The following is a 13,058-nucleotide window of genomic DNA, read 5'->3' as shown; positions in this document are numbered from 1 at the left end:
CCCCTTATTTCACTAAATCAGCGACAAATTTCGGCAAGACAAAGCACGCTTTATGCAACTCTTTTGTGTAATATTTCGTGTCAATGTCATGGAAACGGTCATCGCTCACTGCTAGTGGATCATATTTTTTCGAGCCCATCGTAAACGTCCACATGCCGCTTGGATATGTTGGGATGTTCGCGATATAAAGGCGCGTAATTGGGAAAATTTCGCGCACATCACGCTGAACCGTGCGAATTAAATCGGCTTTAAACCAAGGGTTGTCCGTTTGTGCCACGAAAATGCCGTCTTCTTTTAACGCTTTGGCAATGCCTGCGTAAAACCCTTTTGTAAATAAGTTCACCGCTGGACCGACTGGTTCTGTGGAGTCTACCATGATGACATCGTATTCGTTTTCGCTTTGCGCAATATGCATAAAGCCGTCATCGACTTTCACTTCGACGCGTGGGTCGTCTAACATCCCAGCAATTTCCGGAAGATATTTTTTCGAGTATTCGATAACTTTTCCATCAATTTCTACTAACGTCGCTTTTTTCACGCTCGGATGTTTCAACACTTCGCGGATGACGCCACCGTCCCCGCCGCCAACAACAAGCACGTTTTCTGGGTTCGGATGCGTAAAGAGCGGCACATGGGCGACCATTTCGTGATAGACGAACTCGTCTTTTTGTGTCGTCATGACCATGCCATCTAAAATAAGCATATTTCCGAACTCTTCCGTTTCGACCATATCAAGCTTTTGGAATTCCGTCTGTTCTGTATGTAAAGTGCGTTTAATTCGTGCTGTAATTCCAAAATGTTCCGTCTGCTTTTCTGTAAACCACAATTCCATGTGTAAACACCCTTTCTTTTATTCATTCACATGCCTTTATTTTAGCCTTACAAAGAAAAACTAAACATGAAAAAGTATAGAGCAATCTAGCAAAATTTCAAGTAAAAGTTGCTAGAAAAATGTTTAAAATGGGAAAAATCTTTTCATACTAACTATAACAAATGATTGATGAGGTGAGAGAATTGGAGCTCATTCCAGGTAGCCGGTTTCGCGGAACAGTCAAATATATACGGGCGTTCATCTTTATTAGCCTCATCCTCACCTTTCTATTTGCCGCTTGTATTACAGCTATTATCGCGTTGGCAAAATGGGAAGGAGCACCACCGTTAGCGGTGCCGCAAACAACGGTGTTTTATGCTGATGATGGCACAAAAATCGGGGAAAGTGATAACGGACAAACGCGCTATTGGGTGAGCTTGCACGACATGTCCCCTGTTATCATCCATGCGACCGTTGCCGTCGAAGACCGAAAGTTTTTCGACCATTACGGATTTGATATAAAGCGCATCGTTGCTGCAATTATTGCTGATATAAAAGCGATGCAAAAAGTGCAAGGGGCAAGCACGATTACCCAGCAATATGCGCGCAACTTATTTTTAACATTGGATAAAACATGGGTAAGAAAATTACAAGAAGCGCTATATACGATTCGACTGGAAGTCAACTATACGAAGCAAGATATTTTAGAAGGCTACTTAAATACGATTTATTACGGTCACGGAGTGTACGGAGTAGAAGCTGCCGCCCGCTATTATTTTGGGAAATCAGCAAACGAGTTGACATTAAGTGAAGCAAGCATGCTAGCCGGCATCCCGAAAGGACCGTCGTATTACTCGCCATTCGTCAATGAAACGAGAGCAAAACAGCGGCAGAAAATGGTGTTACAAGCGATGGTTGATAGCGGCTATATTAGCCAAAAAGAAGCGGAACAGGCGTACCGCACACCGCTTGTGTACTCACGCCATCACGAAATCGTGCAAAAACCAATCGCTCCTTATTTTCAAGATGCTGTAAAATACGTATTACGGACGAAAATCGGACTCGATGAACGGACGATTGAAATGGGAGGATTGCGTGTCTACACATCATTAGATCCGAACATGCAAGCAATCGCTGAGCAACAAATCGAACAAATTATTGACCCATCGTCCGCCATTCAAGCAGCGCTCGTCGCGATGGACCCGCGCACAGGGGAAGTAAAGGCGCTCGTCGGTGGACGAGATTATGAAAAAAGCCAGTATAACCGCGCGATACAAGCCGAGCGGCAACCTGGCTCAACGTTTAAACCGTTTCTTTATTATGCAGCAATTAAACAAGGGTTTACGCCGTCCACAGAAATGCGTAGCGAATTGACAACATTTACACTTGATGACGGCTCGACGTATACGCCACATAACTACAACAATTACTATGCAAACGATACGATTACGTTGGCGCAAGCGATTGCGTTATCCGATAACGTGTTTGCAGTGAAAACGCATTTGTTTATCGGGGAAGACCAGCTGGTGGAAACAGCGAAAAAACTCGGCATTACGAGCAAACTGAAAAAAGTACCGTCGCTTGCGCTCGGAACGTCGCCAGTAAAAGTGATTGACATGGTCACCGCCTACGGTATTCTTGCCAATGGCGGCAAAAAAATCGAGCCGGTCTTTATAAAGAAAATCGTTAATTATCGTGGGGAAACAATTTACGAAGCAACGCAACACGAGGAACAAGTGCTCGACGAAGACGCTGCTTTTGTAACAACGGAGTTAATGACCGGCATGTTCGACCCGAAACTGAACGACTACACAACCGTCACAGGGCAAACGATCGCGGGCGACATCACTCGTCCTTACGCTGGAAAATCAGGGACGACAGAAACAGATAGCTGGATGATTGGCTACGCGCCACAGCTTGTCGCTGGCATTTGGACTGGATATGACCGCGGAGAAAAAATGACGAAACCATCGGAAAAACAATATGCGAAAAAAATTTGGGTACAGTTCATGGAAAAAAGTTTACAAAAAGAACCTGTAAAATCATTTACGCCAACGAAAGGAGTCGTCGGTGTATACATCGACCCTGACAACGGGAAACTCGCTACGGACGCCTGTCCTGTGAAACGGCTCACGTACTACATCACGGGCACAGAACCGAACGAATATTGTACCGACCACATGCAGAAAAAGAAGAAAAAGAAAGAGCATAAAGACAAATCAAGCAATTGGTTGGAAAAACTATTCGAATGGTTTTGAATATGGGAATAAGGAAAAACCTCAAGCGTTCGCCGCTTGAGGTTTTTCTTGTCCTAGTTTTATTGTGTTATGCATGTAGGTTTAGTTTACTCCGTTTCCAAAAAAAGCTCAAGTCCCTGTCTGTATACGTTCACAAAACCGTCACATCTATGGATAAATATCCCTATTTTCCTAAACCTTCCTTTAGCTCCTCGCTCGAGCGGTTCCACATCTCGACGTCATGTTGCTGTAAAAATGCCGCTAACACTTGCTTCGATTTTTCGTCCATATGGTCAACGATAATGCGCCGCTTCAACGATTTATCGAGCTTATTGACGTGGTCTGGAAGCAGTTTATATCCTCTCCGCGCTTCGCGGTCGACGGTCATTTCGCACGCTGTCACCCCAGCATAGTAAGGGCCGGCTTCGTTTCGGTCAATCGTTACCCAAACGAGCCAGTACGGCTTTCCATTCGGTACTTCGTCGCGGTTTGGCGTAAATTTAATCCCTTTTTCAACAGTGCTGCGCGCATGCATCGCACCGATATCAACGAACGCCTCGCCAGCATCCACGTCGATAATGACTGGCGATACGTTGTCTAAGCTAAGAACGCCGGCACCAAAGCCGCCGTGTCCCGCGGTCGGGTCGCTTTTAATAATATTAAATCCAATCGGTTTCTTTTTTTGTTCCATTCAATCACCCCGCTAAAAAAAGATTGTGGAAAAGAACGATTGCATCCTGTCAAGCACAAATGGCACTGCCACATTAAAAATCGGATGAATCGTATATCGGTCAAGCGGCGTCAAGACGAGAATAAGGAAAATAAGCGCTCCGTAATTTTCCCACTGCGTCATTTTCGCCCGCAAATGACGCGGTGCCAAGTCTTCGATAATGCGATAGCCATCAAGCGGCGGAAACGGCAACAAATTAAACACAAACAATAGCGCATTGAGCCCGATGAAAATGGAGAAAAACGTTTCAAACCCTGCCGCAAACCAATCGGGAATGATGTCCATGACACCAAAACGAACCATGCTATACCAAGCGAGAAAGCCGATAGCAGTCAAAAACAGATTGCTGAGTGGCCCAGCTACTGATACAAGCACCCCGGCTAAACGTGGGTTTTTGAAATGATACGGATTGACCGGCACCGGTTTTGCCCAGCCGAACCCTGCTAAAAAAATAAGCAACGTTCCTAATACGTCTAAATGCGCAAGCGGTGATAACGTTAAACGCCCTTGATTTTTTGCCGTCGGGTCGCCGAACTTGTAGGCAACGTACGCATGAGCAAATTCATGAACAGAAAAAGCAATCGCCAGTGCCATGAACACATATGGAATTTCACTTAGTGAATAAGGTAACAATTGATCCACGCTACAAACCCCTTTTTTCTTTATTACTTAGTATACCACGATTCGCCCGAAATGGTCCGTTTCATGATACAATAACAATGAAACGTCAAACAAGGAGGAATCGCTATGCCTTACGTAACCGTCAAAATGCTCGAAGGACGAACAGACGAACAGAAAAAAGCGCTCGTTGAAAAAGTAACCGAAGCAGTCGCAGAAACAACCGGCGCACCAAAAGAAAAAATCGTCGTATTTATCGAAGAAATGTCGAAAAACCATTACGCTGTCGGCGGAAAACGGCTAAGCGACGAATAAAACAAGAAAAGCGAAGGCGACTGGTTAGCTGCGACGGGGCGAATGTTCTTCCCCCGCAGAGGTGCTTGTCACCTCGAGGGGGAAGGTTATTTGACCCCCGAGCAGCTAGGAGCCGCAGCTAGACACGAAAAGCGAAGGCGAGCGCTTAGCGCTGAAGGGAAAATGTTCTTCCGACGAGAAGTGCTTGCACTTCGACGGAGGAAGGTTATTTTCCACAAAGCGCTGCGAGCCGCAGCTAGACACGAAAAGCGAAGGCGACTGGTTAGCTGCGTATGTTTGCGAGAGTGTCTTTATTTAGACACTCTCGGTCGTTTACGCCTTACTGTATACATATCCACGCAATTTTTCGATATACGCATACGCCGTGTTGATTTCCTCTTCCGTATAGCGTTGCTTACTTTTTAATAGCACAATTTTTTCTATTACCTCTTCTTTCGGCAAATGCTCGAAATAAAGCACCGTGGAAACAAGTTCTAAAAACCGTGAGTTCTGCTCATTCATATCTTGCAAGCAATCTTGCAAATGCGGCATGTCTAGGTCATAGTGGCGCAAAAATTGCTCCCCTGCTTCCGTCAACGTATAGCGGTATTGCACATATCCGCCCTTTTTCTCTTTCGCTTCATGCAAAAATCCTAAATTGCAAAGTTCCTCGATGCGCCACGTCAATTCTTCGGAGTATGGGCCGTAAAAATGAAAATCAAACTTCTCATAGAACGGAAATTGTAACTTTTTCGCGATATAAATCATTTTTTGCAACTTTTTTCGCCCGACGATTTCCCCTGCCGCCGCCAACGCCTTCATCACTTTTGCGTGTTCTGTTAACACTTTCGTTCATCTCCTAACCCTCTAATATTTCCATAATCTTTTTCTTTGTCGCACGCTTTGTCGATACATCAGACAGAAAATCGCCTGGAAAATACAGTTTATGGTCCGTTCTCCGCTTTCCAGAAATCGCGTCCACAAGCACGGACTCTCGTGAAAGTTCACGCAGCTCCCCATTTGGCATTAACAAATAAATCGGCAGCCGCTCGCCTTCCTCGCCCGGCCGGTAAAAATCATACGGCAAATCGGAAGAAGAATCGACGACTAAATAATAGTCTGGGTCGATGCCAATTTTTTTAAATAACCGGCGCAACTCCATCAGTTTCTCCATTTGCTCATTCGTCGGGCTAAATTCTACGTACTTAAAAAGCCGACGTTGCACGAAACGACTGCATAAGTCACGCAAAATCTCATCTTTTTCTTCTTGCCATTGTTGAAAATAGTAGAGAATGACCGCTTCATCTAGCTTTAAATAGTCGGACAAGGTGACGTTGCCAGAAAAGAGAGAATAGAAGTGAGTTGGCTCCGTTTGAAACGTATAGCCAGTTTCGTATAGTTTTTTCGCCCGATGCAAAATTTTTGTTAAAATCACTTCCGCACTGCGCGTTACCGGGTGGAAATACACTTGCCAATACATTTGGTAGCGGCTCATAATATAATCTTCGACCGCATGCATGCCGCTTCGTTTAATAACGACTTGGTCTTCACGCGGACGCATGACGCGCAAAATGCGCTCCATATCAAAATTACCGTAGCTAACGCCTGTGTAATACGCATCGCGCAATAAATAGTCCATTCGATCGGCATCAATTTGGCTCGAAATAAGGCTGACAACAAGCTTATTCGGGTACGTTTTCGCAATCACTTCCGCCACTTTTTTCGGGAAGTCATCCCCCACCTGCCGAAGCACAGCATTCACTTCCGTATCTCCTAAAATAATCGCTTGCGTAAAATCTTCATGATCGAGGCGAAACACTTTTTCAAACGAATGGGAAAACGGCCCATGCCCTAAATCATGAAGCAATGCCGCACATAAACATAACAACCGCTCGTTATGATCCCAATGCTCTCTCCCGACAAACACATCGTCGATAATGCGGCGAATAATTTCATATACGCCAAGCGAATGGTTAAAGCGGCTATGTTCGGCACCATGGAACGTTAAATACGTCGTGCCAAGCTGCTTAATGCGACGGAGGCGCTGAAATTCTTTCGTTCCGATTAAGTCCCAAATCAATTTGTCACGCACATGTATGTATCGGTGAACAGGATCTTTAAATACTTTTTCTTCGCTTAATTGCTCTCCGGGATACGCCATTTTATCCCCTCTTCCATTATGAACATATATTCATTATACGCCGTTTTTTTGGACAAAAAAACGGTTGACTTTCCCTGAAATTAGAAAAAAATCACCTTTCGTAGTACGGAAGGCGATTTTTAATCTTTTTTCAACTTTTGTGCGATTTTTTCCATTAACTCGTCTTCAGTAGCCGCCGAAATCGGACGGTTGTTCACAAATGCGAACGATTTTTTCCGGCCAGGTCCGCAATACGACTGGCAGCCAATTTGAATGGTGGCGTTCGGGTCTAGTTTTTTCAGCCGCGGCAATAGCGTTTTTAAATTCGTCGCTTGGCAATCGTCGCAAACGCGAAATTCATTTGCCATCCTCGCACATCCTTTCCGTATCTTTGCGCTAACGTGTATTCTACCGCTTCTCTTTCAACAATGCAAGCAGGGAAAACTTGCAATTTTTTATTCATCAAATCTCGTATAGATTGTTTTATTTTTGTCCATGCTACTACTAATTCATGATAAAGATTTGTTCGAAAGGGTGGAAGCTATGAAACAACGACAAGATGCATGGACAGAAGAAGATGATTTGTTATTGGCAGAAACGGTGCTAAGGCACGTGCGGGAAGGGAGCACACAGCTAAATGCTTTTGAAGAAGTAGGCGATAAACTAAACCGGACGTCGGCTGCGTGCGGATTTCGCTGGAACGCCGTTGTGCGCAGCCGCTATGAAAAAGCGCTGCAAATGGCGAAAAAGCATCGGAAAGAACGGCAGCGTTTACTTGGAAAAAACCAAGCAGGAAAAAAACGATTGTTGTATACCCCGCCTACTCCTTCACTTGAAGAGTTTGGGGAACTAGCGCAATTTAAAGCGCCAGAGCCGACAGAACTGACCATCGACCACGTCATTGATTTTTTGCAGTCTTTTAAATCGAATAACGTTCATGCCGAAGCGTTAAAAACAGAAAACGAACGGCTGAAAAAAGAACTCGACGAATTAGCGGCGAAAAACGAGGAGCTAGAAAAGAAAATTGCTAAACTAGAAGAAGACTCGGCTGCGATGATGGAAGAATACGAAACGATGCTTCGTATTATGAACCGCGCGCGGAAAATGACGTTGCAAGAGGAAGAAGAACGGCAAACGTTAAAGTTTAAGATGGATAAAAATGGTAATTTAGAGAAAATTGCAGAATAACAGCAGCCTGCTCCTTATCAAAAGGGCAGGCTTCACGAATGTTTATTATCCATTATTTTACTGAAGAACAGTAAATCATATGGCTGAACACAAGCTTTTCTGCCCCTTTCCTCGAACAAGAACGACAGCGGGAAAATATCATTTGCCCGCAAATCGTTCATTGTTCGAGGAGGGCATGCTGTACGCATGCCCAGTCGGCAAGCGATTCGCTTGCCGACTAAGGCAGAAAAGCTAGGAATAGGCGGACTACTAGTTTTTAATGGTTAATCAACACACCTAGGCAAGCTCTTTTCATTCCGCTCGACCATTCGCTGCCAATATTGTTCATATAACGGCCATTCTCGTTCGGTGAGAGAGGATGAATAAAGCTCGGAGCCAAACGAGCGAAGCGTTTGCAATAAACGAAGCATCATATCCGAAATCGTCAGCGGCTCTTGCAATAGCTCAGATAACGACGCCATCGTAGCCGGAACGATGCGCGGGTACGTAAATTTCGTTTCCGCTTCTTGCAAGCCACGCTCATAAAATTGGCGAATCAAGTCAGCTCGTTTGGCACCGCTGCCGTTGACACATACGTAAATTTGGACAGCGACTCCCCCGCGGACACGGCGCTGCGAAATGCCCGCAAACTTTTTCCCCGCTATGCTTAAATCATAGCTTCCAGGACAGTACGAGCCGACAATTTCTTTCGCTTCCACCGTGACAGGATAAGAGGAGAGCATTTGTTTCATAAGCTCCCACATCGCTTCATACCCTTGGTTAATGTCAATCGCTTTTTTGCTTTCAGGCAAAATGAGCGAAATGTTGAGCACCCCTTCATCCAAAACGACCGCAAGCCCGCCGGAATTGCGGACGATCACGCGATAGCCTTGTTCTTTTAAGAAAGAAACCCCGTCTTGCAAATACGGAAGCTTCGTATCTTGAATCCCGAGCACAATCGTATCGTGATGCACCCATGTGCGAACGACCGCATCCGAGCCTCCTTGTCCGACGGACGTACAGAGCGTATCGTCCATCGCAAACGATTGACGAGCATCAAACATTGGCCCGACGTGCGACTGGTCCATAATGCGCCATTTCGGCTGCCGCAACAGTTCTAGTCCCATACATCAATCTCCTTGTTGCTATCATTATTTCTATTGTAACACAAAAAAGACCCGACTTTGTTGTCGAGTCTTTTTGTTAAAACTTTCGCAGCGAAACAGTCGCCTTCGCTTTTCTTGGCTTCACCAAGGATCGTTCTCCGCTTTTCTTTCTTGTCTAGCTACGGCTCCTAGCTCTCTTGTGCCAAGCAACCTTCCTCCGTCGAAGCAAAAAGCGCTTCTCGTCGGAAGAACGCTTGGCTTCGAGAGCTGACCAGTCGCCTTCGCTTTTCTTATAACGCTTGGGCGGCTGTGATAAGCGCGAGTTTGTAGACGTCTTCGGCGTTGCAGCCGCGCGATAAATCGTTGACCGGTCGATTTAGCCCTTGTAAAATCGGACCAACCGCTTCGAAATTTCCAAGGCGTTGCGCGATTTTATAGCCGATGTTTCCAGCCTCTAAGCTTGGGAAGATGAAGACGTTCGCATCGCCTTGAATGACAGAATCCGGTGCTTTCTTTTTCGCTACCGACGGCACAAACGCTGCATCGAACTGAAATTCCCCGTCGATGACTAAATCTGGCGCCATTTCTTTCGCAAGACGCACCGCCTCGATCACTTTTTCTGTCTCTTGCGATTTTGCCGAACCTTTTGTCGAAAAGCTTAACATCGCCACGCGCGGCTCGATATCAAACATTTTTGCGGTATTGGCGCTTTCTACGGCAATTTCCGCTAAATCTTGGCTGTCTGGCGCAATATTAATCGCACAATCGGCAAACACATACTTTTCGTCGCCGCGCACCATAATAAAGACTCCTGACGTTTTGCGAATACCTGGTTTCGTTTTAATAATTTGCAACGCCGGGCGCACCGTATCTGCCGTCGAATGAGCTGCACCGCTTACTAACCCATGCGCTTTGTTCATATAAACAAGCATCGTGCCAAAATAATTTTCATCGAGCAAAATGTTGCGCGCTTCTTCGTTCGACACTTTTCCTTTTCGCCGCTCGACAAACGCAGCGACAAGCTCGTCCATCGCTTCATATTGTTTTGGGTCGATAATTTCCACGTTCGAAATGTCCACACCAATTTCCGTCGCTTTTTGTTTTACTTCTTCCTTGTTGCCGATGACAATCGGCTGTAATACTTGCTCACTCGCTAAACGGCTGACCGCTGTCAAAATTCGTTCGTCCAATCCTTCCGGAAAAACGAGCGTCACCTTTTTCCCTGCTACTTTTTGTTTTAAAATGGAAAATAAATCGCTCACTTGTTTTCCTCCTCCAAAAAATCATCCTACTTACTAGCATACTCTTATCATTTGGAAAAGCAACAAAAGTAACCCCTTACAAACAATAGTCTTTCTATTAAAATAATTCAGTTATTATTATCCCCCGTTTGCTTTTCAAGCGCTTTTCGGGCAAACTATGGTATAGTAAAGGTAAATGATACATAAGGAGTGAAAACGATGAGTGAAGCAGCATTGACCCTTGAAGGCTGGTATTGCCTGCATGATTTCCGTTCGGTCGATTGGGCGGCTTGGAAAACGCTCACAAACGACGAGCGCCAAGCAGCTATTGATGAATTTTTAGCACTAGTAGAAACATGGGAAACAACCGAAGCGCGCAACGAAGGAAGCCACGCGATTTATACCGTCGTTGGCCAAAAAGCGGACATGATGTTCATGATTTTGCGGCCGACGATGGAAGAGTTGAACGAAATCGAAACAGCTTTCAATAAAACAAAATTGGCAGAGTATTTAGTGCCGGCGTATTCGTACGTGTCCGTCGTAGAATTAAGCAACTACTTGCCGTCTGATGGTAGCGACCCGTACGAAAATCCAGAAGTTCGCCGCCGCTTATTCCCGATTTTGCCAAAAACGAACCATATTTGCTTCTATCCGATGGATAAGCGCCGGCAAGGAAATGACAACTGGTACATGCTTCCGATGGAAGAGCGCCGCAACTTAATGCGCGCCCACGGAATGACTGGTCGCAAATATGCGGGCAAAGTCGTGCAAATCATTACTGGCTCCGTCGGGTTTGACGATTACGAATGGGGCGTGACACTTTTCTCCGACGATGTGTTGCAATTTAAAAAGCTCGTCTACGAAATGCGGTTTGACGAAGTGAGCGCACGCTACGGGGAATTCGGTTCGTTCTTCGTTGGAAACCGGTTGCCAAAAGAAAAAGTAGGTTCATTTCTTCACGTATAACGTTCAGGGCGTCGAAAGGACGTCCTGATTTTTTGTCATAGACCGTTCCTTTTCCCCATATGTATAAAATAAAATCGCTTTTTCTTGTCACCAAATTTCGTTTTTTCAATAGCCTATTATTGTCGAGAAAAAAGACGGGAAGAGGTGACGGAATGGCTGTTGTCGCTTGCAACGATGAAGAAGTAAAACTGCTAGCGAGGTTAATGCGCGCAGAAGCGGAAGGCGAAGGGCGGTTAGGGATGTTGATGGTCGGCAATGTCGGTGTCAATCGCGTCATCGCCAACTGCTTGGATTTTCGTGGACTTCGTTCGATTCGGCAAATGGTATTTCAAAGCCCAGGAGGTTTTGAAGCGACACAAAAGGGATATTTTTACCAAGCAGCAAGAGACCTTGATATTCAGTTAGCCCGCCAAGTTATTCGTGGTTGGCGTTATCATCCTGCGACGAATGCCCTTTGGTTTTTTAAACCGGAAGGCGAATGCCCACCACAATGGTTTAATCAGTGGAATGTCGGACGATTTAAGTCGCATTGCTTTTACGCGCCGTCGCCGGACAATTGCCCAAGAGTATATTAAGAGGAGGAGGTTCTCATATGACGTTTGAAGAAGAACGCCCACAATATTCTTATGGATATTACCCACCATACTACCCAACCGCTTATCCTTATTCTCAACAAATGACCCCGTATCAACCAACGACTACACCTGGTTTTAGCATGCAACCTATAGCAACACAACCGCCAACAACTAGTCCACCAAGCGCAGGGATGCTACCGCTTGAACAATCGTACATCGAAAACATTTTACGCCTAAACAAAGGAAAAATCGCGACAGTATATATGACGTTTGAAAATAACCGCGAGTGGAATGCGAAAATCTTTCGGGGAGCGATTGAAGCTGCTGGGCGCGACCATTTAATTTTAAGCGACCCGCAAACAGGAAAGCGATACTTACTGCCAATGATTTACCTCAACTACGTGACGTTTGACGAAGAAATTGCTTATGAGTATCCGTATGCTGGCGGCGCACCTGGAATGAGTTCATACGCACCGCGCTAAGACAAAGAGGGCAGCCTGCCCTCTTTATTGTTTGAACGCCACGTACGCAACGAGCGCCCATGCGATTAAAAACGCCACCCCACCAAACGGTGTAATCGCCCCGAGCGGTTTGATTTGCGTGACGCTTAACACGTATAAACTTCCTGAAAACAAAACAATCCCTACGACCATCATCCATCCGGCCGTAACAAGTGTGCTAGCGTTCGGCCATTTCGCTAATAAAAGCGCAATCACAAACAACCCAACGGCATGAAACATTTGATAATGTACCGCTGTTTTCCAAATGTCTAAATAGCGGTCGGGAATTTTCCCTTCCAATCCATGTGCGCCGAACGCGCCAAGCGCCACTGCTAAAAAAGAAGCGATTGCCCCAAGCAAAACGAATACTTTCACTCTTCATCTCTCCTTTGTTAAAAATCTAACAACGACGTGCCGTTGGCATCGTCGCCGATGTCTAGCTTCTTCGGTAATTTTTCCTGCGCTACGGTTGTCGCCATTTTTTCTTCTAGAATAACGTCGCAAAGCACGCGAACAGCAGCGACATGTTCTCGCATTTGCCGCACGTCGCCTTGTTGCGCCTGCTCCACGAGCGCCGCCATTTTCGCTAAAATCACCGTTACCGATACGTCCAAAACGTTTTCACTCCCATCTTTCTTTTCACGTTGATTCAATGGTATTCTATATATGGGAA

16 protein-coding genes are annotated in these 13,058 nt (G+C 45.5%); 6 read left to right on the top strand and 10 right to left on the bottom strand.

Annotation, left to right across the window (positions count from 1 at the left end):
• Positions 1-4 precede the first annotated feature (4 nt).
• Positions 5-832 (bottom strand): polyamine aminopropyltransferase, encoded by an 828-nt coding sequence (gene speE / locus GGR02_RS02870; RefSeq protein WP_183183244.1) that lies wholly within the window; start codon positions 830-832, stop codon positions 5-7.
• A 182-nt stretch (positions 833-1,014) separates the two neighbouring features.
• On the opposite strand from speE, the gene GGR02_RS02865 reads away from it, so the two are divergent.
• Positions 1,015-3,069: a transglycosylase domain-containing protein gene (locus GGR02_RS02865; protein WP_183183243.1), complete on the top strand. Its 2,055-nt coding sequence runs from the start codon at positions 1,015-1,017 to the stop codon at positions 3,067-3,069.
• A 163-nt stretch (positions 3,070-3,232) separates the two neighbouring features.
• On the opposite strand, the gene GGR02_RS02860 is transcribed toward GGR02_RS02865, so the two are convergent.
• Together GGR02_RS02860 and GGR02_RS02855 are read right to left on the bottom strand one after the other, a co-directional pair.
• Positions 3,233-3,739, bottom strand: a complete 507-nt coding sequence (locus GGR02_RS02860; protein ID WP_183183242.1) for a YwhD family protein — start codon at positions 3,737-3,739, stop codon at positions 3,233-3,235.
• A 12-nt stretch (positions 3,740-3,751) separates the two neighbouring features.
• The gene (locus tag GGR02_RS02855) at positions 3,752-4,420 is read right to left on the bottom strand and encodes a site-2 protease family protein (protein WP_183183241.1); all 669 of its coding nucleotides are present in this window, start codon (positions 4,418-4,420) and stop codon (positions 3,752-3,754) included.
• A 105-nt stretch (positions 4,421-4,525) separates the two neighbouring features.
• Between GGR02_RS02855 and GGR02_RS02850 the strand changes: the two genes are divergently transcribed.
• Positions 4,526-4,711 (top strand): 2-hydroxymuconate tautomerase, encoded by a 186-nt coding sequence (locus GGR02_RS02850; RefSeq protein ID WP_183183240.1) that lies wholly within the window; start codon positions 4,526-4,528, stop codon positions 4,709-4,711.
• A 312-nt stretch (positions 4,712-5,023) separates the two neighbouring features.
• Here GGR02_RS02850 and GGR02_RS02845 read toward each other — a convergent pair whose 3' ends face one another.
• The 3 genes from GGR02_RS02845 to GGR02_RS02835 all read right to left on the bottom strand — a co-directional run bounded on the left by GGR02_RS02845 (position 5,024) and on the right by GGR02_RS02835 (position 7,198).
• Positions 5,024-5,536, bottom strand: a complete 513-nt coding sequence (locus GGR02_RS02845) for a YwgA family protein (RefSeq protein ID WP_183183239.1) — start codon at positions 5,534-5,536, stop codon at positions 5,024-5,026.
• A 13-nt stretch (positions 5,537-5,549) separates the two neighbouring features.
• Positions 5,550-6,851, bottom strand: coding sequence for an HD domain-containing protein (locus GGR02_RS02840; RefSeq protein ID WP_183183238.1), 1,302 nt, complete (start codon positions 6,849-6,851; stop codon positions 5,550-5,552).
• A 119-nt stretch (positions 6,852-6,970) separates the two neighbouring features.
• On the bottom strand, positions 6,971-7,198 hold the full coding sequence (locus GGR02_RS02835) for a YuzB family protein (protein WP_183183237.1): 228 nt from the start codon (positions 7,196-7,198) through the stop codon (positions 6,971-6,973).
• Positions 7,199-7,373: 175 nt separating this feature from the next.
• On the opposite strand from GGR02_RS02835, the gene GGR02_RS02830 reads away from it, so the two are divergent.
• Positions 7,374-8,018: an RsfA family transcriptional regulator gene (locus GGR02_RS02830; RefSeq protein WP_183183236.1), complete on the top strand. Its 645-nt coding sequence runs from the start codon at positions 7,374-7,376 to the stop codon at positions 8,016-8,018.
• A 263-nt stretch (positions 8,019-8,281) separates the two neighbouring features.
• On the opposite strand, the gene GGR02_RS02825 is transcribed toward GGR02_RS02830, so the two are convergent.
• A complete protein-coding gene (locus tag GGR02_RS02825) occupies positions 8,282-9,124 on the bottom strand; it encodes a lipoate--protein ligase family protein (RefSeq protein ID WP_183183235.1) in 843 nt (280 codons plus the stop codon).
• Positions 9,125-9,393: 269 nt separating this feature from the next.
• Entirely contained in the window at positions 9,394-10,365 is a 972-nt protein-coding gene (pta, locus tag GGR02_RS02820) for a phosphate acetyltransferase (RefSeq protein WP_183183234.1), read from the bottom strand.
• 198 nt (positions 10,366-10,563) lie between these two features.
• Here pta and hemQ point away from each other — a divergent pair, with 198 nt between their 5' ends.
• The 3 genes from hemQ to gerQ all read left to right on the top strand — a co-directional run bounded on the left by hemQ (position 10,564) and on the right by gerQ (position 12,367).
• Entirely contained in the window at positions 10,564-11,310 is a 747-nt protein-coding gene (gene hemQ / locus GGR02_RS02815; protein WP_183183233.1) for a hydrogen peroxide-dependent heme synthase, read from the top strand.
• A 152-nt stretch (positions 11,311-11,462) separates the two neighbouring features.
• Complete coding sequence (locus GGR02_RS02810; protein WP_183183232.1) at positions 11,463-11,885, top strand: cell wall hydrolase; 423 nt, start codon at positions 11,463-11,465, stop codon at positions 11,883-11,885.
• Positions 11,886-11,902: 17 nt separating this feature from the next.
• A complete protein-coding gene (gene gerQ / locus GGR02_RS02805) occupies positions 11,903-12,367 on the top strand; it encodes a spore coat protein GerQ (protein ID WP_183183231.1) in 465 nt (154 codons plus the stop codon).
• A gap of 24 nt (positions 12,368-12,391) precedes the next feature.
• On the opposite strand, the gene GGR02_RS02800 is transcribed toward gerQ, so the two are convergent.
• Complete coding sequence (locus GGR02_RS02800; RefSeq protein WP_183183230.1) at positions 12,392-12,760, bottom strand: DUF423 domain-containing protein; 369 nt, start codon at positions 12,758-12,760, stop codon at positions 12,392-12,394.
• Between the two features lie 17 nt (positions 12,761-12,777).
• The gene (locus GGR02_RS02795; protein ID WP_229706129.1) at positions 12,778-12,999 is read right to left on the bottom strand and encodes a YwdI family protein; all 222 of its coding nucleotides are present in this window, start codon (positions 12,997-12,999) and stop codon (positions 12,778-12,780) included.
• Positions 13,000-13,058 lie beyond the last annotated feature (59 nt).

It is taken from the genome of Anoxybacteroides voinovskiense (assembly GCF_014196205.1).
Taxonomy (GTDB): Bacteria; Bacillota; Bacilli; order Bacillales; family Anoxybacillaceae; genus Anoxybacteroides; species Anoxybacteroides voinovskiense.
The sequence above is the reverse complement of the archived record's forward strand: the minus strand, read 5'-3'. Positions and strand labels throughout refer to the sequence as shown.

Excerpts from the sequence above, each read along its gene's own strand:
- gerQ (WP_183183231.1), top strand. The coding sequence starts at position 11,903 with ATGACGTTTGAAGAAGAACGCCCACAATATTCTTATGGATATTACCCA.
- GGR02_RS02840 (WP_183183238.1), bottom strand. The coding sequence starts at position 6,851 with ATGGCGTATCCCGGAGAGCAATTAAGCGAAGAAAAAGTATTTAAAGAT.
- GGR02_RS02830 (WP_183183236.1), top strand. The coding sequence starts at position 7,374 with ATGAAACAACGACAAGATGCATGGACAGAAGAAGATGATTTGTTATTG.
- GGR02_RS02860 (WP_183183242.1), bottom strand. The coding sequence starts at position 3,739 with ATGGAACAAAAAAAGAAACCGATTGGATTTAATATTATTAAAAGCGAC.
- GGR02_RS02835 (WP_183183237.1), bottom strand. The coding sequence starts at position 7,198 with ATGGCAAATGAATTTCGCGTTTGCGACGATTGCCAAGCGACGAATTTA.
- hemQ (WP_183183233.1), top strand. The coding sequence starts at position 10,564 with ATGAGTGAAGCAGCATTGACCCTTGAAGGCTGGTATTGCCTGCATGAT.
- speE (WP_183183244.1), bottom strand. The coding sequence starts at position 832 with ATGGAATTGTGGTTTACAGAAAAGCAGACGGAACATTTTGGAATTACA.
- GGR02_RS02850 (WP_183183240.1), top strand. The coding sequence starts at position 4,526 with ATGCCTTACGTAACCGTCAAAATGCTCGAAGGACGAACAGACGAACAG.
- GGR02_RS02825 (WP_183183235.1), bottom strand. The coding sequence starts at position 9,124 with ATGGGACTAGAACTGTTGCGGCAGCCGAAATGGCGCATTATGGACCAG.
- GGR02_RS02810 (WP_183183232.1), top strand. The coding sequence starts at position 11,463 with ATGGCTGTTGTCGCTTGCAACGATGAAGAAGTAAAACTGCTAGCGAGG.